Origin of the sequence: Streptomyces oryzae (assembly GCF_017676365.1) — a bacterium.
GTDB classification, from domain to species: domain Bacteria; phylum Actinomycetota; class Actinomycetes; order Streptomycetales; family Streptomycetaceae; genus Streptomyces; species Streptomyces oryzae.
On record NZ_JADKMA010000156.1, the window covers coordinates 1 to 18,606 of the forward strand.

The window sequence follows — 18,606 nt, forward strand, 5'->3', positions numbered from 1 at the left end:
CCCCGCCAAAGCCGCCCGCACCACCGAAACCACTCACACCACCGAAACCACCCACACCCCCCGCACCACCGAACCCCGCGGAACTTCTCCCCAGCGCGATGCCGTAATCCACCACGCGCGGCCCCTCCGCCGTCAGCAGCACGTTCGCGGCCCGCAGATCCCCGTGCGCGGTTCCGGCCGCGTGCAGTTCCGCCAGCGCGCGGGCCAAGGCGCCCCCCAGTGCGCGGACGGACATCTCCGGCAGTGGCCCGTACGTGGCCACCAGCGCCGACAGCGAGACGCCCGGCACGAACGCCTCGGCGGTCCAGGGCTGCTCGCTGTCGAGTTCGCAGCCGAGGAAGTCGGCGACGAATGGGCTGTCGACCGCGTTCGCGACCCGCGCCGTCTCCTGCCGCAGCCGTGCCCGCAGCTGTCGGTCGCGCAGCAGTTCTGGCCGCACAGCGCGCACCGCGGCCGCCCGTTTGCGCGCCCCTCGCCGCGGGGTGCCCCTGCCCAGGTAGACAGCGCCCGCCCCGCCCTGTCCCAGGACTCCGAAGAGCCGGAACGGGCCGAGCCGCCGGGGGTCCGTCTCGCGCAGCCGCGCGATGCCTTCGATCACGCCAGCAGAAAACCGTCTCTCCACGGCGCTGTCCAGGCTGCGCGGCCCATCCGGAACCGCCCTCCTGCTCCGCGGAGAGCATCCCGCCGGCCGATCGTTCGAGGCCGCAAGCCGCAAGCCGCAAGCCGCAAGCCGCAAGCCGCAAGCCGCAAGCCGCAAGCCGCATCAGCCGTCAGCTGTCACCGTCGCGCTTCCTGCGCCGCCACGGCAGCCGCTCCAGGGGCCCCTTTGCGGGGCGCCCCTCCGGTTCGTAGACGTACGCCCAGCCACGTGGCAGCCCCAGCCGGTTCACGGAGGACGGCTCCAGCCGGTACACGTGGACCGCCGGAGGGCCACCGTCAGGGTCCGGCACCGGGACCTCGTAACTGCGTGGCGGCCTTCCGGTCGGGCCAAGCGGAACCGACAGGGTGCGTCCGTCCAGCGGTCCGCCGCGGAAGGTGGTCTCCTCGCTGCGCACTGCCTCAGACCTTCTCGCCGCTGGGTACGGCCGCAACCGGCCCACTGTCCGACCGAGTGTCCGAGCCGACGCATCCATCACTGGCATCGGAGCCGACATCACTGCCATCGGAGCCGGCGCAAGGGTCACCGCTGTCGGAGTCGGCGCAGGCGCCGGACCGGTCGCCACGTGCCGGGTCCGGTCCGCAAGGCTGGGCGAGCTGGCGGGCTCCGGGTCCCTGCTCACCCAGCCGGTCCTCTGGGTTGACCAGCGCGCACGCCGTCAGCGACAGACAGCCGCAGCCGATGCAGTCGGTGAGGTGGTCGCGGAGCTGCTCCATCAGCGCGATCCGCTGGTTGAGGTCTTCGCGCCAGCACTCCGAAACGGCTGCCCAGTCGTCCCGGGTGGGAGTACGGCCCTCCGGCAGCAGCGAGAGCGCTTCCCGGATGGCGGCGAGCGGCAGGCCGAGCCGTTGGGAGGCCCGGATGAAGGCGACGCGGCGCAGCGTGTCGCGACTGTAGCGGCGTTGGTTGCCCGAGGTGCGGCGGCTGCGGATGAGCCCTTCACGCTCGTAGAAGCGCAACGTGGACGTGGCGACACCGGCGCGCTCGGCCAGCTCTCCGACGGTGGCTTCCTTGGCCTTCCATGACAGCTGAGACGGCATGGGCCTCAGCCTATGCCACCTTCAAGTAATCTTTAAGTCCGGAGCCGACGCCCCCGGACAGCCCCGTCACCGCAGCTCACCCTCACATCAGGTGCCCGGAGTCCGCCACCACAGGCAGCACTCTGCGCACCAGATCGGCGACGGCACCGTCGGATTCCTCCAGCGCCAGTGCCCGCCGGGTCACAGCGGCGGTCTCCGCGTCACCGGCGGCCGTGGCGGTCAGCAGTGCGACGAAATGGTCCACCAGCCAGTCGCGCAGCTGCGGCAGCGGCGGCAGCTTGCCTTCGTCCAGCCAGATCAGGGACGCGGCCTCCACGGCAGAGATCCACGTCCGTACGGCCATCCGCAGCCGTGGGGACACAGAGCTCTCCCCGCCGCCGCCCGGGTCCGTCAAGTGGGCGAGGATCTGCTCGGCCGCGTTTCTGCGCACCTCGTCCACTATGGCGTTCGTGCGCGAGGTCTCCACCACGCTGCCGCCCTGCATCAGTGCCATGAAACCGGCGTCGTGCTCGTCGACGAACGCCAGATAGCGGTCGAGCGCGCGGGCCAGCCGGTTGGTGAGCGGACCGGTGGGCGGCTCGGCGAAGCACTGCTCCAGCTGGTCGGCCGCGCTGCGCAGTGCGGCCTCGTACAACTGCTGTTTGCCGCCGGGGAAGTACCGGTAGACGAGCGGGCGCGACACCCCCGCGGAGGCCGCGACGTCGTCCAACGACACGTCCTCGGGCGGCCGGTGCGCGAACAGGCCCAGCGCGTGTCCGAGCAACTGGCTGCGCCGCTCGTGCACACTCAGCCTGCGATACGCCGGGGCGGTGCCGCTGCTGCTCATGCAGTGCAGCGTAACGGCCCCGGCGCGCGTCGGCCTTCCCCGCGTACGCCGCCGCTCCTCACACACGCTTCACCCGGCCCTCACGAACCAGCCCTCGCCGAACCAGCCCTAACCGACCTTCGGGCCACCCCTCACCGCTCGTCCCGTCGCGTCAGCGGCGAAGCCCTCCACTCCCACCGGCTCCCACCGGCCGACGCCTATTTCGCCAGCAACCCCGAACTCACCCACAGCCTGCGGCCCACCCCGCGCAGTACGCCGATGTCGTCCAGGAAGTCGGTCAGCCGCTTGGCGCCGGCCTGCATGATCTCGCGGCGGTGGCCGCTGGCCCTCACCTGGGCGACGGCCTCCTTCTTGTCCAGCCCGACGTCCGCGTAGACCTGCGGGTTGACGAAGGAGATGGAGAAGACGCGGGCGGCCTCGCCCGAGCTGATCCGGGTCAGTTCGGCCTCCCAGCGCGGGCACTTGACCATCTGGCGGCGCAGTTCCTCGCGCGCGTAGCGCACGTGCCGGGCCTCCTCGATGACGTGTATCCGCGTCACGCCGCGCACCAGTGGCTGGACGCGCTCGTCCGGGAAGGTCAGCCGCTGCATCCAGTCCAGAATTTCCTCGCCCAGCAGTGTCGCCGTGAACGAACCGGGGGTCGTGGAGACGGTCTTGAGCACCCGCGCCAGGTTGTGGTGCAGCCTGGAGACGGGATACGCGGGCGCCCCTCCCCGCTTGATCAGGCGCGCGAACATCATCGAGTGGCGGCACTCGTCGGCGATCTCGGTCAGCGCATAGCGGACGTGGTTGCTGGTCAGCGGCTTGTCGTAGATGTGCCGCACCAGCAGTTGCATCAGGATCACCTCGAACCAGATGCCCAGTGAGGCGAGCGAGGCCGCCTCGTGCCGGGCCAGGTCCATCCGCTGCTCCTCGGACATCCGCTTCCACAGCGGGGTGTCGTAGAGCGAGACCAGCTCAGGTGGCCAGAACCACTTGCCGTCCTCGAACGGCGCGTCCCAGTCCAGTTCGGTGTCCGGGTCGAAGGAGTGCTTCCTGGAGGACTCGAGGAGGCGCTCGGCAACCTGCTCGCGGTCCTTGAGCAGACCGAGGGCGTCCCTGAGCACCTCGCGCTCCGTGTCGGGGATGTCAGGCGCTGTCGTCATGCTGAGGCACCTCTTCGTCGGGGGTGCCGGCGATCTCGTTCGAGTGTTACCGGCGGTCACGTCTGCTGTCCCCTCTTATGAGACTGCCTGTCAGCAAGGACGTCAATCCCCCGTGCACGACTTGTTGACCCGGCGGTAACACACGTGTGAGCCTGCCAACTACCCGCCCGTACGGAGCAGTCAGGCACCGACTCCGATCCCGTGCTCCCGTTCCGCACCGGGCAGTTCGTGACTGAAGGAGAAGTCCGTGTCCTCACACGCTCTCTATACGCACGCAACCGAAGCGCCTCTCTGGCAGATCCCCGCCTCCGGCAGTGCGCGCTTCTCCTGGGAGTACGACGACGGGCGCGACCGCCTGCTGGCCCTGTACCAGAAGGGCAAGGACAAGCAGTGGGACGGACAGCGCCGCATCGACTGGGACCTGGAGGTCGACCCGTACGACCCGCTGGGCACCCCTGATGAGGCCATGACGCTCTACGGGACGCCCTACTGGGACAAGATGAACGGGGCCGAGCGCGGCGAGCTGCGCCGGCACTACGCCTCCTGGCAGTTCAGCCAGTTCCTGCACGGCGAGCAGGGCGCCATGGTGTGCGCCGCGCGGATCGTGGAGTCGGTGCCCGACATGGACGCGAAGTTCTACTCCGCGACGCAGACGATGGACGAGGCCCGGCACGCGGAGATCTACGGCCGCTTTCTCCACGAGAAGGTCGGCATGCTCTACCCGATCAACGACAACCTCCAGTCGCTCCTGGACGACACTCTGCGCGACTCCCGCTGGGACATGCCCTATCTGGGCATGCAGGTGCTGATCGAGGGCCTGGCGCTGGCCGCCTTCGGCATGATCCGGGACACCACCGACAAGCCGCTGCCCAAGCAGATCCTCGCGTACGTCATGCAGGACGAGGCCCGCCATGTCGCCTTCGGCAGGATGGCGCTGCGGGACTACTACAAGCAGCTGTCCGAGGCGGAGCTGCGGGAGCGCGAGGAGTTCGTCATAGAGGGCTGCTATCTGATGCGCGACCGGCTCAAGGGCGCCGAGGTGCTGGAGAACTTCGGCGTTCCCCGGGCCGAGGCGGAGACCTTCAGCGAGCAGTCCGAGTACCTTCAGCTCTTCCGCAAGCTCCTCTTCAGCCGCATCGTCCCCTGTGTGCGGGACATCGGCCTTTGGGGTGAGCGCCTCCAGCGGGCCTATGTCGACATGGGCGTCTTCGAGATGGGCGACCAGAACCTCGATCTGCTGATGTCCCAGGACGAGGAGATCGCCGAGAAGCTGGACGCCGAGCGCTTCGCCGCCGAGGAAGCCGAACGGACGGCTGAGGTGGCCGAAGCCATCGAGGAGGGCAAGACTCGGGAGTAGCCCGCCCGGCACTCCCGGCCCGCGTAGGCCGGCACTCCTGAGGAGGACGGCCATGGCACGCGCTGTCGGAATCGACCTCGGCACCACGAACTCGGTGGTCAGCGTCCTGGAGGGCGGCGACCCCACGGTCGTCGTCAACGCCGAGGGCGCCCGGACGACGCCGTCCGTGGTGGCGTTCGCCAAGGGCGGGGAGGTGCTGACAGGTGAGGTCGCCAAGCGCCAGGCGGTCACCAATGTCGACCGCACCGCCCGCTCCGTGAAGCGTCATATGGGTGAAGCCGACTGGCGCTTCCCGCAGTCCGGCAGTATCGACGGCAAGTCCTTCACAGCGCAGGAGATCTCCGCTCGCGTCCTGCAGAAGCTCAAGCGGGACGCGGAGAGCTACCTCGGCCAGGACGTCACCGACGCGGTCATCACCGTTCCGGCGTACTTCAACGACTCACAGCGGCAGGCCACCAAGGAAGCCGGCGAGATCGCTGGCCTGAACGTCCTGCGCATCATCAACGAACCCACCGCGGCGGCGCTGGCCTACGGGCTCGACAAGGAGGAGGAACAGACAGTCCTGGTCTTCGACCTCGGCGGCGGTACGTTCGACGTCTCGCTGCTGGAGATCGGTGAAGGCGTCCTGGAGGTGAAGGCCACCGCGGGCGACACTCATCTGGGTGGTGACGACTGGGACCAGCGGATCGTCGACCATCTGGTCAAACGGTTCAGGGACGGCCACGGCGTCGATCTGTCCAAGGACAGGATGGCAGTGCAGCGGCTGCGTGAAGCGGCCGAGAAGGCGAAGATCGAGCTGTCCTCGTCCACCGAGACGACGATCAACCTGCCCTACATCACGGCGACGGCCGAGGGCCCGCTGCACTTGGACGAGCAGCTGAGCCGCACCCAGTTCCAGCAGCTGACCGAAGACCTGCTGGAGCGCTGCAAGACACCGTTCCACCAGGCGGTGAACGACGCCAACGTGCAACTGTCCGACATCCACCACGTGATCCTGGTCGGCGGCTCGACGCGGATGCCCGCGGTGACGGAGCTGGTCAAAGAGCTCACCGGCCGGGACCCGCACAAGGGTGTGAACCCGGACGAGGTCGTCGCCATCGGCGCGTCGCTGCAGGCGGGTGTGCTCAAGGGTGAGGTCAAGGACGTCCTGCTGCTGGATGTGACGCCGCTGTCGCTCGGTATCGAGACCAAGGGCGGCATCATGACCAAGCTGATCGAGCGCAACACGACGATTCCGACCAAGCGTTCGGAGACGTTCACCACTGCCGAGGACAACCAGCCCTCGGTGCAGATCCAGGTCTTCCAGGGTGAGCGGGAGATCGCGGCGTACAACAAGAAGCTGGGCATGTTCGAGCTGACGGGTCTGCCGCCGGCTCCGCGGAATGTGCCGCAGATCGAGGTCACCTTCGATATCGACGCGAACGGGATCATGCACGTCTCGGCGAAGGACCTGGGGACGGGCAAGGAACAGAAGATGCAGGTCACCGGCGGCTCCAGCCTCCCCAAGGAGGACATCGAGCGCATGATGCGCGAGGCGGAGCAGTACGCCGAGGAGGACGCGCGGCGCCGGGAGTCGGCCGAGACCCGCAACCAGGCCGAGCAGCTCGCCTACCAGACCGAACGCCTGCTGGCCGACACCGCCGAGGGCGCGGTGCCCGCCGAGACCCGCGCCGAGGTCGAGGCGGCGCTCGCCGACCTCAGGACGAAGCTGGCCGAGACCCCCGACGACCCGGCCCGCGCCGCCGGGCACACCGCGACGCTGCGCGAGGCGGTGGACCGTACGACAGCCGCGGCCCAGAAGATCGGCACCGCGATGTACGCGCAGGCCCAGGAGGGCCGGCAGGGCGGTACGGAGGGTGCGCAGCCGGCCGGCGAAGGCGCAGGGCAAGGCGGCACCGCGTCACCGGAAGAGGACGTCGTCGACGCGGAGATCGTCGACGACGAGCAGACCGGCGGCTCCGCCGGGCCTGGCACCCCTGGCGGCTCGACAGGACCCGGCTCCCGGTCCGGCCCTCAGTCCGGCTCACAGCCCGGCTCACAGTCCGGCTCCCAGGAGGACCGGGGAGGGGAGAGCTAGGCGGGCGAGGCCCCTCGTCAGTCCGCGAACCACCCCGCGGCGTCCAGCCGGAAGGCCGCCGGGCCCACCACGGTCTCCAGGGCGTCCTCCAGCTCCGTCAGCCGCTCCTGGCCCAGCTGGTCGCCCCACTGGCCGCGCAGTTCCTCGAAGACAGCGCCGGAGAGCACCAGTGCGTCCTGACCCCGCGGGGTCAGCCGGACGAGCTTGCGCCGCGCGTCGGCCGGGTCGGCGACCCGTTCCGCGTAGCCCAGCGCGGCCAGCCGGTCCACGGTCTTGCCCGCCGCCTGCTTGGAGACGCCCAGTCGCCGTCCCAGTTCGCTCGCCGTCACCCCGTCCCGTCCGATGGCCTGCATTGCGAAGCCGTACGCGGGGCGCAGGTCGGGATGGCCGTGGTCGGCCAGTTCCGCGTGCAACTGGTCGATCAGCGACCGGAACCCGGCGAACAGCAGCAACGGCAGCTCGAACCCCCACCGCTCCCGACGCTCCCGTCCGTGCCGCTCCGGCTCAGTCATGACGCCCCTCGACAAGTTCGACAACCTGGTTTACCTTCTTTTCGACAACCACGTTGACTACTCTAGAAGAGGGGCCTGTAGTGCCCGGAACAGCCTTTCCTGAACTCACTCCGCAGTCCGCACCCGCCACCTCCAGGCGCATCATGGAGGCCACCCGGCAGCGCCTCGGTTTCCTCCCCGCGGCGACGGCCCGGCTCGCTGTCTCGCCGCACACCCTTGAGGCGTTCACCAGGATGAGCGCCGCTTTCGAGGCCACCAGCCTGGATGTGCTGGCGCGCGAGACCGTCATCCTCACTGTCGCGACCCGCAACGGATGCCATCTGTGCGTCGCCATGCACACCCGTAAGCTCCGCGCCCTGGAGGCTGGCGAGGAACTGATCGACGCCCTGCGCGAGTCCCGCCCGCTCCCCGACGAACGTCTGGAAGCCGTCCGCGTCTTCACCACGGAGGTCCTCGACCGGGCGGGGGACGTGGGTGCCGGGGCGCTCGACGCGTTCGCCGCTCAGGGGTACACCCCGGAGCAGGCCCTCGAAGTCGTCCTCGGCATCGGCGCCTACACCCTCTCCACGCTGGCCAACAGGCTCACCGGCGCACCTGTCGACGCGGAGCTGGAGCCGTACGCCTGACGCCTGACAACGGTCGCGTTCAGCGTGCGAGCCGTCGCACCGGGAGCAGACAGTGCGCCGAGGTGGACAGCACCTCCTCGCTCAGGAACTCGCGCAGCGCCTCCTGTTGGATCTCGTTGCCGAGGTGCACCTGCGACCAGGGCCGGGTCGCCAGCAGGAAGTAGATGTGTCCACGGTCCTGCGCCGCGGCAATCCACTCGGGCGGCGTCGAGTACTGCACCGACATCTTCGGCATCGTCAGCGCCACTTGTCCGCCCTCGACGAGCGCGGTGACCGGGAACTGCCGCCCGGCGGAGGTGGCGTCCACGACGTCGCCGCCGACCGTCAGACCGGCAGTCCCGGCGAGCTGCCGCAGTGCGGCGGCAGTCTCCTCCTGGCTGCCCGTGCCGTCGCCGAGCGAGAAGACGAGCAGGAAGGCCATGTCCCGTCCGTCTCCGTACTCACCGGCCCAGCCGACCACGCTGAGGGTGCCGAGCTGTTGCTGAATGCCGCCCTGGGCGGCCTGGAGGGAGGTCATGAAGGGGCACCTTAGTGGCGAGACGGGCCGCACCTGATGCCAGAATCACCCTGAATGACCACCTTTGGCGCCCGAGCATGCCACCGAGCGTACGGTCGGTCAGCTGTGCGTCCCCCGAGCGCTGACGGCTGTCACCCACGGATGGCATGTGGCACCCGGAACCCCCGCCGGGCCCCTGCGGGTTGGGGCATCCCCTGAACCGGGGCGACTACGCTTGGGAGCTGAATGGTCACAGCACGTTGCCCACGCTGTGGGCAACTCGTACACGGTGGTGAACATGTTGAACTCCGGAACCGCCCGTCACAAAGCACCCTCCCCACGCGCCTTGGCCCGGGCCGGGGCACTCGTCGTGGCCGTCGGCGCGGCCCTCGGCTCGGCCGCTCCGGCGGCCGGGGCCGCCGAGCAGGGCGGCGCGGGGAAAACCGGCGGTGACGTCGCGGTTGATGCCCTGGTCGACGGTCTCACGACGCCCGTCCGGGGCACGGTGCGGGGCACCGGCGTAGCGCTCGGCAGCACGCTGAAGGCGGTCAACGACCTCCAACTCGACCCGCTGGCCAACACCGGTACGGACCCGCTGGACAACTCCGTCGGCACTCAGATCGCCGACTTCCGCCCGCTGAGCACTGCCGCCGTCACCGGCCCGCTCGCCCGCGGCGCCTCCCTCGGCGATCTCCCCCTCGTCGGTCCGACGGTCACCAACCTGACGGACACGCTGCGGCGCTGAGACCGCGTCACCCGGCGCAGCGCAGGCAGTACGCAGGTGCAGGGCCGGCAGCACGCGAGGGGCGGCACACGAAGAAGCCACCGGCTGGATGCCGGTGGCTTCTTCTATGAAGTCCCCGCTTCGACCTGGGGTCCGGTGGCTCAGCGGTTGCGCTCGCCGTTGGCGGACAGGGCCTGGATGTCGTCCAGGATGTGCGACAGCGGCTCGTCGCCCTTGGCCTGGGACGAGTTGTCCGAGCACTTCTGGGACTGGTAGGCGGACAGGATGTTGATGTCCTGAACGGTGATCGGGATCAGGCCGATGAGCGAGCCGATGTTGATCTTCTCGAACGGCAGGGCGCAGATCCTGTTCAGGGAGCCCTGGATCAACTGGTTCTGCGGGCTCAGATTGCCGTAGGTGGCGGCGTTGCCTTCGTTGTGGTCGGCGCCGTTGCCGTTCACCGTGGTGGTGCCGGTGTCGTTGCCGGTGGCCAGCGCCTGCGGGGCGGCCATCGCCGAGATGCCGACGAGCGAGAGGGCCACCGTAGCGGTGGACAGGGCCTTCTTCATCATGGGTTCTACCGTTCTTCCTGGAATGGTGCGGAAGTCTGGGACGCCGGGTCTAACTGTCTTCCGCTTCGTGAGTTTTTCCTTTTCACCTGAATGGTGTGTACGCCGTGACCCGTAAATCCATTACCGGCGCCGGACTGTCACTCGGCCGGCGGAAGACCGCCCAGCAGATTCTGGCCGCCGATCAGCTTTCCGCTCTGCAGCGGGCGCTTCACTGCGTCGACCAGGGCATCGAACTGCGGGCCATCCACACCCACCGGGGGAGAGGAGGAGAGCAGTTCGCCGCTTCCGAGTGCATAGTCGAGACCGCCGTTGAGACTTGCGCGCGGACCGGCGGTGGATTCGCCGGCAAATGCGGATGGCGCGGCGCTCAGAGCCATCACAGAACCTGCGACGACAGCAGCGGTCTTCCTGTACTTCATAGAGTTTTTCTTCTCCCGGAAACTGGGCGATTTTCCGACGGTGCCTGCCGTGGTGCGGACTCGGGAAGGCCGGAAACCGCACCCATCTCGCCGTTGTGTGTCACGGGCGCATCGCGGAACAGCGTGCTAAGTGCGAAGCCGTTCCGCGATGCGCGGGTGCTTTGAGCCCCCGTCGGCTCGGGTGCCTCGAGTGCCGGTCGGCCGCGGCGACACTGTGGCGAGCGGCCGTGGTGAGCGCTGCGGCGGATACGGGTCACATACGGCGCGGGGTGGCGCGCCGGTAGAGCACCAGTCCGCCGAGCAGCGTGCCGACGCCGAGCGCGGCCGTGCCCCAGGCGCCACCCGCACCGGTCTCCGCCAGCGACTCGGCAGCCGCGACCTCGTGCTCCGCCGCTCGCGGAGCGGCCGGAGCCGCCTCGTGCGCCGGGCGAGCCGGCGCCGCCTTCGCTGCCTCAGGCGCCCGCTCCTCAGCGTGCCGGTGGCCTGCGGGCTTCTCGGTGCGGTTCTCCACCTGGTCGGCCGGCTTCTGCGGGGCGGGCTTCTCCGGGGCGCGTACGGGTGGCTGCTCCTGGGCCCCCTTCGGAGGCTGCTCCTCGGCCCGCTGCGGGGGCTTCTTCGGGCCCTGTGCGGGCGGCTGGTGGTGCGAGGGCGTCCTGCTGATGTGTCCTGGGCCGCAGTGGTTGCCGAAGGACGGGTTCAGCGCGCCGACCACGTCGATCGTGTTGCCGCAGACGCTGGCCGGCACGTGCACCGGAGCCTTGACGACGTTGCCCGACCCGAAGCCCGGGGAGCCGGCGGCGCCACCACCGGCTCCCGCGTCGGCCTGCGCGTAACCGGCGGCGCCGGCGAGCGCCCCGGTCGTGGCTGCCGCCGTCAGAAGGCTCTTGCTCAAGACCTTTCGCATGGTCTCTTCCTGCTCTCAGTCTGGTGCGGAAGGCGCGGAATTGTCGCAATCCCTCATCCGCGTCTCAGGAGACCGGACGGCTCCGGCGCGCGAGCTCCACGTCCCACGCACCGGAGCCGGTCCGAGCTGGTTCCCGCTCACGAGGGCGGGCGGTGTCAGTCGGCGACGCAGGTGTTGCCGAACGCCGGGTTGAGCAGGGCGATGATGTTCACGGTGTTGCCGCACACCTGGACCGGAACGTGAATCGGCACCTGGACGACATTGCCCGAGATGACACCGGGGGAGTTGGCGGCGCCGCCCTGGGCACCCGAGTCTGCGAGGGCCGGAGCGGCGGCGGTGCCCAGGGCCATCAGCGTGCCTGCGGCAACGGTCGCGACCTTCGTGTACTTCACGTGGGAGTCCTTTCTCAAGCGGGTTTCCCTGGACCACGGATTTCGTAGGTCCACGAGTGCTGGCTGATCGCCCGCAACTCCGCTGTCGCCATTCGTAACGATGCCGCGATCCGTACGACACGAGTTATGCCGAATTAGCTGCCTCGTCGCTCTGATGGCGTAATGGATCAGGCCGGCCACGTCACTCGATGTGATGTGCCGGGCCGAGGGCAATCCGCTGGACGGGTGATCGTCGTCAATTTCCGTGGGCGGCCCGCAGGGGGAAGGCCGATTCCCGATGCTGCGGAGGCAGATATTGCGGGGGCAGATGCTGCGGAGGAAATGGAATGCGTGAACGGGAAAAGGCCGGTGGCGGAAACCGCGGCCGGTGACGGAAACAGCGAAAGGCCCGGGGCGTGCACGCCCCGGGCCCATGCCCGCGTTCCGCTCCGGCCGCGGCCGGAGTCGCCTCAGCGGTTTCCGGTGCCGTTACCGGAGAGGAGGGGAATGTCCTGAAGGATGTGCGAGAGCGGCTCGTCTCCCTTGACCTGGGAGGAGTTCTCGACGCACTTCTGGGTCTGCGGGCTGGACAGAATGTTGATGTCCTGAACAGTGATCGGGATGAGCCCGATGAGGGAGCCCACGTTGATCTTGTCCGGAATCGCGATGCAGGGCTTGTTCAACGAGCCCTGGATCAGCGCGAACTGGGGGCTCCAGTTCCCGTAGGTAGCGGAGTTCCCGTACATCTGGGCCGCTCCGTTGCCGTTCACCGTGGTGGTGCCGTGGTCGTTGCCGATGGCCGCGGCCTGGGGAGCGGCCACGCCGACGACCGCTGTTGCGGCGGCGGCAGTGGCCAGCGCGTTCTTGATCATTATTGTCCTCCTGACGTGGAGCTCGGACGCGGAGCGCACTGGACAACTGGGCCGCACGGGGTTGGTTGCGCAGGTTCACTCGGACGACAACGCTCCCACCTGCGGTGATGTGATCCTCCGTTCATCGGCCCGACCCCGAGGGGAGCGATTGCTGGGAGGGGGACGGGCCTCACGCCGGGCCGCCCGTTCGGGCCAGCCGTCCCTGCCGTTCCGGCACGTGGGCGGTATGCCTGGAGGGATGGAAGAAGGGCACGCGGAGGCAGGGAGCGCGGCGGAAGGCGGGTTCCGGAGAGGCCCAGAAGGGCCGGAGAGGGGCGCGTCGTGAGTGGGACGGTCGTGGTGGGAGTCGACGGCTCTCCGTCGAGCCTGGAGGCCGTGGACGTCGCCGCCCGGGAGGCGAAGCTGCGCGGCGGCTCGCTGCACGTCGTGCACGCGTTCGTCTGGCCGACGACGAAGGTGCCCCTCGGGCCGTCCACCATGGGCCCGCCCGAAGCCGGGCTGCGCAGCCTCGCACACCGTACGGCGGAGGAGGCCGCGGCCCGCGCCAAAAGCTCTCAGCCGACGGTCGAGGTCACCCACGAGGTCATCTCCGGGGAGCCGCTCTCCGTCCTCACCGCCGAGTCGCGCGACGCCGACCTCGTGGTCGTCGGGACCCGCGGCCTCGGCGGCTTCACCGGCCTGCTCGTCGGCTCCGTGGCGGTCTATCTCACCGCACACGCCGAGTGTCCCGTGCTGGTCACCCGTGGCAGGAAGCACCCGACCGGACCGGTGCTGCTCGGAGTGGACGGTTCCGAGGTGGGTGACGCGGCCGTCGGCTGGGCCTTCAAGGAGGCGTCACTGCGCGGTGCCGAACTCGTCGCACTGCACAACTGGAACGCCTGGCAGGGCCCCATCGCTGCCGGACCGAGCATCCAGGTCCCCACGTACTACGACGTGGACCTCTACCGCGCGGAGGAGGAGCGGGTGCTGACGACGGCGATTGCCGGCTGGCGCGAGAGGTACCCGGACGTGGAGGTGACGCCCCGGCTCGTCCAGGAGTACACCCGGCAGGCGCTCATCGCGGCCAGCGAGGAGTCGCAGCTGCTCGTCGTCGGCGCCCGCGGCAGGGGCGGATTCACCGGGCTGCTGCTCGGGTCGGTCAGCCAGGCGGTGCTCCACCACGCGCACTGCCCGGTGGCGGTCGTCCGGGCGGACCGCGAGCACCGGCGTGAGCACCGGCGCGAACATCGGCATGAGCGCGGGGGCGGGCGTGGGCACCGGCACGCGCCGCGCGGGCGTACTGACGGGGCGTACTGACGGGCGTGCTGAGGGATGACGTGGCGGGAAAGGCCGCCGTCCAGGGTCCGATTCTGCTCGATGTGCTGATCATTCGGGGGAGTTGAGGCATCCTTCCTGGACGTGGACCGGAAGGCAGGTCCGGGTCTCCGAGCAGCGTTCCTCGCCCGGTGGCACCGGCCGTGACCACCCTTCCGGCCTTGCACCCAGGAGCCCCCCACCATGCGTGCCTGCTGTCGCCCCCTGCTTCGCAGTCTTCTTCGCCGTCCGTCTCCCCGTGCACGGGCCGGACGGGCCCGAGCCGCCGGAATCGTGCTCCTGGCCATGGCCGTGCTGCTCGCCGGTACGGCGGCGGGCTGTGGCGGCTGGCAGACGCGGGACCGGGGCGGTGCGGCGGGCGGGGCTCGGGACGCTCGTGGTGCGCGTGACGGTGATGGGCGTACGGGCCGTTCGCCGGGCCCGCGCGGCGCCGTGACCCTCGCCCAGGCGCGGCGCGTCCTGCACCGCTACGAAAAGATCGCCACCAGGGCCGACCGCACCCGGGACGCGGAACTGCTCGCCAAGGTCGCGGCCGGCAACGTGCTGGAACGGTCCAAGGCGGGCTACCGGCAGTACGACGCCCTCTCACGGCATGACCGCGCCCCGTTCGCCCACCCCACCCGCTACCGGAAGCCGACCTTCCATATCCCCGCGGGCACCTCCTGGTTCCTGGTGACCGCCACCCGTACCGCGCCGACGCCGCAGGAGACCGTGCTGGTCTTCGCCGGGGAACGGCGGGCCGGCGGCGGGAACCAGCACCCTGTGGGCAGCTGGCGCCTGCACGCCGCGCTCCCGCTCCAGGCCGGGCGGCTGCCCCGCATCGCCACGACGCGCGCCGGTCTCGCGACCGAAGCCGATACGGGCTCCAGGAGCGGCGCCCTGCGCCCGAACGACGTTCCCGGGACCTACGAGGACCTGTGGCAGACCGGCGGCGACGACGAAGCGGCAGCGCTCGCCCCCAACGCCGTGACAAAGGAGGCCCGTTCCACTTATCTGCACCGCGACGACGAACTCGGCGCGGAGGGTGCCCGAAGACGCTTCGTACCGGTGCGGCCCCGGCACCGCGACAGCTATGCGCTGCGCACCGCCGACGGGGGAGTGCTGGCCGTCGTTCCGCTGGCACACGAACAGCGGCTGAGCGTCACCCGCCCCGGCCTCCAGCTCACGCCGTCCGACGAGGAGGCCGTCTACGACCCCGCGCCGCGGTCCACCGTCGTCAGCACCTTCCACGGCCAGGCCCTCGCCCACCTGCCCCGGAACGGGCGGCCAGCGGTGCTCTCGGCCAAGTACGCGCTGGTGGACTCACGGTGACGGCGCCCCAGGGGAGACGCGTCAATGGGGCGCGGGCCTGTATTCATGCGGCGCCGCCGCGTGGGCGCGACAAGCCTCCTAGCAGACGCGGTGCAGCCAGCCGCGCGTGTCCTGCGCACGGCCGTACTGGATATCCAGTACGTGCTCCCGCAGCTCGACCGTCTTCCTGCCCGGTGAGCCGTCACCGACGGTTACCTCGTAGTCCTCACCGTCGTGGCCCACGCCCTTGAACCCGGTGATCGGTGTCACCACGGCCGCCGTGCCCGCCGCGAACGCCTCGGCGATGCTGCCGTCGGCGATCCCCGAGCGCAGCTCCTCGATGCCGACCGACCGCTCCACCGGGGTCAGCCCGTGCTCACCGGCCAGCGCCAGCAGAGTGTCACGGGTGACGCCTTCCAGAATCGTGCCCAGCTCAGGCGTGACCAGGCGGCCGTCCGAGGTGATTAGGAGCAGATTCATCGTGCCCGACTCCTCGATGTTGCCCTTGCCGGCGCTGTCCAGATACAGCACCTGATCGCAGCCGTGCTCCGCCGCCTCGCGCTGCGCGGCCAGGCTCCCGGCGTAGTTGCCGCCGCACTTGGCGGCCCCCGTACCGCCCTCGGCCGCACGGGTGTAGGTGCTGCTCACCCACAGGGTGACCCCGGTGATCCCGGACTCGAAGTACGGCCCCGCGGGGCTGGCGATCACGGCGTACTCGACCCGCGCTGCGGGCCGCACCCCGAGGAACGCCTCGGAAGCGAACATGAACGGCCGCAGATACAGGCTCTCCTCCCCGGCGGGCTGCGGAACCCACGGCTCGTCCACCTCAACCAGCGTGGCGACCCCGGCGACGAAGTCCTCCTCAGGCAGCACCGGCAACGCCAGCCGGCGCGCCGACCGCGCGAAGCGCCGGGCGTTGGCGTCCGGCCGGAACAGCCACACACTGCCGTCCCCGTGCCGGTACGCCTTCAGCCCCTCGAAGATCTCCTGCGCGTAGTGCAGCACCGCGGCACTGGGGTGCAGCTGGAACGGCTCCAGCGGCCCCACTTTGTGCCCCGCCCAGCCGCCGTCGGCCGTCCAGGTGGCCGAGGTCATGTGATCGGTGAAATACCGCCCGAAACCCGGCGCCGCCAGAATCGCTGCCCGTTCCTCGGCGCCCACGGGCCGCCCACTCCGCACCACGGCAAACTCAGCGCTCACGCCCGACTCCTCCCGCCACCCACCACGACCGGCCCGGGCATCGTAAGTCGCCGGACCCCGCCAGGGTCCTGGCCGACCCGCGGTACGTCCGCCGTACGCGGGCGGTGCGCCCGGCATGCCGTCGGTACGTCCGCGGTGCGCCGGCGGTGCGCCCGCGGTACGGCGGACCGGCCCGTCCTCGCCGCCCGGCGTCGCCCGCTACGTCAAGCAGTCGTACGCGTACTCGGCGGTGCCGTGTCCCTTCCAGTGCACGGTGCCCGTGCCGTTCGCGGGTATGGCCACGCACTTGGGGTTCGCTCCGGAGCTCAGCTGGACGGAGGCGCTGATCTCCACCCCGCAGTCGTTGCGCAACGCGGCCCAGCCCGGCCCCTGATCGGTCAGCTCGGCGCAGGCGCCGAGGACGCGCGGCGCCGACGTGGGCGCTTCCGAAGCAGGCCCGGCCGCCGCCGCGGCGTGAGCAGGCACGACGAACAGAGCGGCACCGGCCGCCAGTGCACCCAGAGCGGGCCGAAGTCGGAACATGGGCTGTCCTCCCCGTTGGTGGTACGGAAAGCAGGCGTCACCGCCCGACCCGCACCCCCGGACGCGCCTTATCGGTCAGATCCTCACTCACCCCGCACTCCACCGCAAGCCCTGCACCAGCACCTCACAACCCATCAACCCGCCCCGCACCAGCTTGAGTTGGAGGCCGACGCAGCCCATGGGATCGGCCTCGAAGGTGGGAATCAGTAATCCCACTGCTTCGTCATCTCGGCCGACCACTGCTTCGGGAAGCTCTGGTCGATCCGGAAGGCCATGCCCAGCCCCTTCGCAAGCTGCACCTTGCGGTCCAGGGTCTTCTCGTACGGGTGGTTGTTGTCGTCCCACCAGATCTCGTGCTGGGTGATGCACACCCGGTCCTTGAAGGTGGCGTTCGCACATGGCTCCGGCGGCGACCAGACCTGCCGATGGCGGAAGTTGATGATCTTGCCGCCCTTCTCCTCCTGGATGGTGCCTTTGGCGTCCAGGCAGTAGCCCTCAGCGGGAATGTTCCAGCGCACATAGTGCTGGCGCTCGCCTTCGGAGGGCAGCGCCCTCATGTTCGTACACTCCGCGTCACCAGCCTTCTCGGTGGTGACGCGCTGCTCGTAATAGGTGTGGCCCTTCTTCCCCCAGCCGTCCAGCAGCAGCCACTCCCCGTCCTTGGAACGGCGGAACCGCTCCCGGTTCTCCGGCTCCTTCTGCTCCCAGTTGATCGTGTACTCCCCGGACGGCTCCGTACGCCAGGACCACTGCCCGGCCACCGAGTCCCCCGACCCGAACTGCCCCGCCGAGCGCTTGTCGAGCCGGGAGAATTCGTTGTACGTACCGGCTGCCGCCGATCCGCCCTTGGTGGAGATCCCGGCCCCCGCCGAGGCGGCCTCGGCGCCGCTCTTTCCCGTCCCGCCGTCCTCGGCCCCCATCGCCGTGAAGGTGCCCGCCGTGGCCAGGGCGCCGGCCGCGACCGCACCGAGCAGAATCCGCGAACGCTTGATCATCTCTCCCCCGTCAGCTCTCGCCCATCAACCCGAGCCCGCCGAGCACACTCCCTCCGGCGCCGGCCCTCGGCTCGCGTCCCGGCCGGAGACTCTAGATCCGCGACATCGAAGGGCAACCCCGACCGAGTCATAGCCGCGCAACAGGGCGCCTCCCGTGCACGAACTGCGGACGAGAACACCGCGACCTCTTGACGCGGGCCATATAGCGTGGAAACTGGGAAATACACCAGAAAACCGGAGAATCGCACCGTCGGTGGAGACGTTCATCGGCAAGAGGTTCTCGCAGGATCTGGCCAGGCCCCCGAAGCCCCTCGCTACCGGAGCCTCAGCGACGACTGAGGTTGATGGCAACGGTGAGGACTCCGGGGACTGTTTTTGTGTCCCGACGCAGGGACGCACGAACAGCGAGTGACCGACCAACGGCAAGCCCCGGAGACCTCCGGGGCTTTGGCCATGCCCGGACCAAAGTCGGTCCCACCCTCCACACGACAAACGCCCCGCAACCAGCATCAAGCCTGGTTACAGGGCGTTTCGGCACTTGAATCAAAGTACCCCCGGCAGGATTCGAACCTGCGCACACGGCTCCGGAGGCCGTTGCTCTATCCCCTGAGCTACGGGGGCGTGGCCGTCTGGGCGGCGACAGGTAGAACACTACCAGGTCACTGGGGGTGGGCAGGAACGGGTTC

General features: G+C 69.7%; 21 protein-coding genes and 1 tRNA gene. 6 read left to right on the forward strand and 16 right to left on the reverse strand.

The annotated features are described in order from the left end of the window. The 5 genes from ITI46_RS25180 to ITI46_RS25200 form a co-directional block, all read right to left on the reverse strand. The coding region (locus ITI46_RS25180) for a protein kinase domain-containing protein (protein WP_209242075.1) at positions 1 to 598 on the reverse strand (598 nt) is incomplete at its 3' end. Between the two features lie 172 nt (positions 599 to 770). Continuing rightward, entirely contained in the window at positions 771 to 1,055 is a 285-nt protein-coding gene (locus tag ITI46_RS25185) for a DUF8847 domain-containing protein (protein WP_209242077.1), read from the reverse strand. 4 nt (positions 1,056 to 1,059) lie between these two features. Then, positions 1,060 to 1,698 (reverse strand): redox-sensitive transcriptional activator SoxR, encoded by a 639-nt coding sequence (gene soxR / locus ITI46_RS25190; RefSeq protein ID WP_247746561.1) that lies wholly within the window; start codon positions 1,696 to 1,698, stop codon positions 1,060 to 1,062. Between the two features lie 82 nt (positions 1,699 to 1,780). Continuing rightward, positions 1,781 to 2,524, reverse strand: coding sequence for a TetR/AcrR family transcriptional regulator (locus ITI46_RS25195; RefSeq protein WP_209242079.1), 744 nt, complete (start codon positions 2,522 to 2,524; stop codon positions 1,781 to 1,783). 197 nt (positions 2,525 to 2,721) lie between these two features. Beyond that, positions 2,722 to 3,669, reverse strand: a complete 948-nt coding sequence (locus ITI46_RS25200) for an AurF N-oxygenase family protein (RefSeq protein WP_209242080.1) — start codon at positions 3,667 to 3,669, stop codon at positions 2,722 to 2,724. Positions 3,670 to 3,916: 247 nt separating this feature from the next. Here ITI46_RS25200 and ITI46_RS25205 point away from each other — a divergent pair, with 247 nt between their 5' ends. Further along, on the forward strand, positions 3,917 to 5,026 hold the full coding sequence (locus ITI46_RS25205; protein ID WP_209242082.1) for a ferritin-like domain-containing protein: 1,110 nt from the start codon (positions 3,917 to 3,919) through the stop codon (positions 5,024 to 5,026). A 52-nt stretch (positions 5,027 to 5,078) separates the two neighbouring features. Beyond that, entirely contained in the window at positions 5,079 to 7,103 is a 2,025-nt protein-coding gene (gene dnaK, locus ITI46_RS25210; RefSeq protein WP_209242084.1) for a molecular chaperone DnaK, read from the forward strand. Between the two features lie 17 nt (positions 7,104 to 7,120). On the opposite strand, the gene ITI46_RS25215 is transcribed toward dnaK, so the two are convergent. Further along, positions 7,121 to 7,615, reverse strand: a complete 495-nt coding sequence (locus tag ITI46_RS25215) for a MarR family winged helix-turn-helix transcriptional regulator (protein ID WP_209242086.1) — start codon at positions 7,613 to 7,615, stop codon at positions 7,121 to 7,123. Positions 7,616 to 7,695: 80 nt separating this feature from the next. Here ITI46_RS25215 and ITI46_RS25220 point away from each other — a divergent pair, with 80 nt between their 5' ends. After that, entirely contained in the window at positions 7,696 to 8,241 is a 546-nt protein-coding gene (locus ITI46_RS25220; protein WP_209242088.1) for a carboxymuconolactone decarboxylase family protein, read from the forward strand. A gap of 19 nt (positions 8,242 to 8,260) precedes the next feature. On the opposite strand, the gene ITI46_RS25225 is transcribed toward ITI46_RS25220, so the two are convergent. Beyond that, positions 8,261 to 8,758: a DUF5949 family protein gene (locus tag ITI46_RS25225; RefSeq protein ID WP_209242090.1), complete on the reverse strand. Its 498-nt coding sequence runs from the start codon at positions 8,756 to 8,758 to the stop codon at positions 8,261 to 8,263. Between the two features lie 277 nt (positions 8,759 to 9,035). Here ITI46_RS25225 and ITI46_RS25230 point away from each other — a divergent pair, with 277 nt between their 5' ends. Further along, positions 9,036 to 9,482, forward strand: coding sequence for a hypothetical protein (locus ITI46_RS25230; protein ID WP_209242092.1), 447 nt, complete (start codon positions 9,036 to 9,038; stop codon positions 9,480 to 9,482). 140 nt (positions 9,483 to 9,622) lie between these two features. Here the strand turns inward: ITI46_RS25230 and ITI46_RS25235 are convergent, their stop codons facing one another. The 5 genes from ITI46_RS25235 to ITI46_RS25255 all read right to left on the reverse strand — a co-directional run bounded on the left by ITI46_RS25235 (position 9,623) and on the right by ITI46_RS25255 (position 12,599). Then, a complete protein-coding gene (locus ITI46_RS25235) occupies positions 9,623 to 10,030 on the reverse strand; it encodes a rodlin (RefSeq protein ID WP_209242107.1) in 408 nt (135 codons plus the stop codon). 140 nt (positions 10,031 to 10,170) lie between these two features. Continuing rightward, entirely contained in the window at positions 10,171 to 10,452 is a 282-nt protein-coding gene (locus ITI46_RS25240; RefSeq protein ID WP_209242094.1) for a hypothetical protein, read from the reverse strand. A gap of 253 nt (positions 10,453 to 10,705) precedes the next feature. Further along, positions 10,706 to 11,356: a chaplin gene (locus ITI46_RS35035; RefSeq protein ID WP_247746562.1), complete on the reverse strand. Its 651-nt coding sequence runs from the start codon at positions 11,354 to 11,356 to the stop codon at positions 10,706 to 10,708. 155 nt (positions 11,357 to 11,511) lie between these two features. After that, on the reverse strand, positions 11,512 to 11,748 hold the full coding sequence (locus ITI46_RS25250; protein WP_209242096.1) for a chaplin: 237 nt from the start codon (positions 11,746 to 11,748) through the stop codon (positions 11,512 to 11,514). 449 nt (positions 11,749 to 12,197) lie between these two features. Continuing rightward, positions 12,198 to 12,599: a rodlin gene (locus ITI46_RS25255; RefSeq protein ID WP_209242098.1), complete on the reverse strand. Its 402-nt coding sequence runs from the start codon at positions 12,597 to 12,599 to the stop codon at positions 12,198 to 12,200. 321 nt (positions 12,600 to 12,920) lie between these two features. Between ITI46_RS25255 and ITI46_RS25260 the strand changes: the two genes are divergently transcribed. Both ITI46_RS25260 and ITI46_RS25265 read left to right on the forward strand, forming a co-directional pair. Then, entirely contained in the window at positions 12,921 to 13,895 is a 975-nt protein-coding gene (locus ITI46_RS25260; protein WP_307808320.1) for a universal stress protein, read from the forward strand. A gap of 303 nt (positions 13,896 to 14,198) precedes the next feature. Further along, on the forward strand, positions 14,199 to 15,224 hold the full coding sequence (locus ITI46_RS25265; protein ID WP_209242100.1) for a DUF8094 domain-containing protein: 1,026 nt from the start codon (positions 14,199 to 14,201) through the stop codon (positions 15,222 to 15,224). 78 nt (positions 15,225 to 15,302) lie between these two features. On the opposite strand, the gene ITI46_RS25270 is transcribed toward ITI46_RS25265, so the two are convergent. The 4 genes from ITI46_RS25270 to ITI46_RS25285 form a co-directional block, all read right to left on the reverse strand. Continuing rightward, a complete protein-coding gene (locus tag ITI46_RS25270) occupies positions 15,303 to 16,403 on the reverse strand; it encodes a branched-chain amino acid aminotransferase (RefSeq protein ID WP_209242101.1) in 1,101 nt (366 codons plus the stop codon). A gap of 198 nt (positions 16,404 to 16,601) precedes the next feature. Next, positions 16,602 to 16,925, reverse strand: coding sequence for a hypothetical protein (locus ITI46_RS25275; protein ID WP_209242103.1), 324 nt, complete (start codon positions 16,923 to 16,925; stop codon positions 16,602 to 16,604). Positions 16,926 to 17,128: 203 nt separating this feature from the next. After that, the gene (locus ITI46_RS25280; RefSeq protein ID WP_209242105.1) at positions 17,129 to 17,920 is read right to left on the reverse strand and encodes a hypothetical protein; all 792 of its coding nucleotides are present in this window, start codon (positions 17,918 to 17,920) and stop codon (positions 17,129 to 17,131) included. 549 nt (positions 17,921 to 18,469) lie between these two features. Beyond that, positions 18,470 to 18,541 (reverse strand) — tRNA-Arg (locus ITI46_RS25285). Between the last annotated feature and the right edge of the window lie 65 nt (positions 18,542 to 18,606).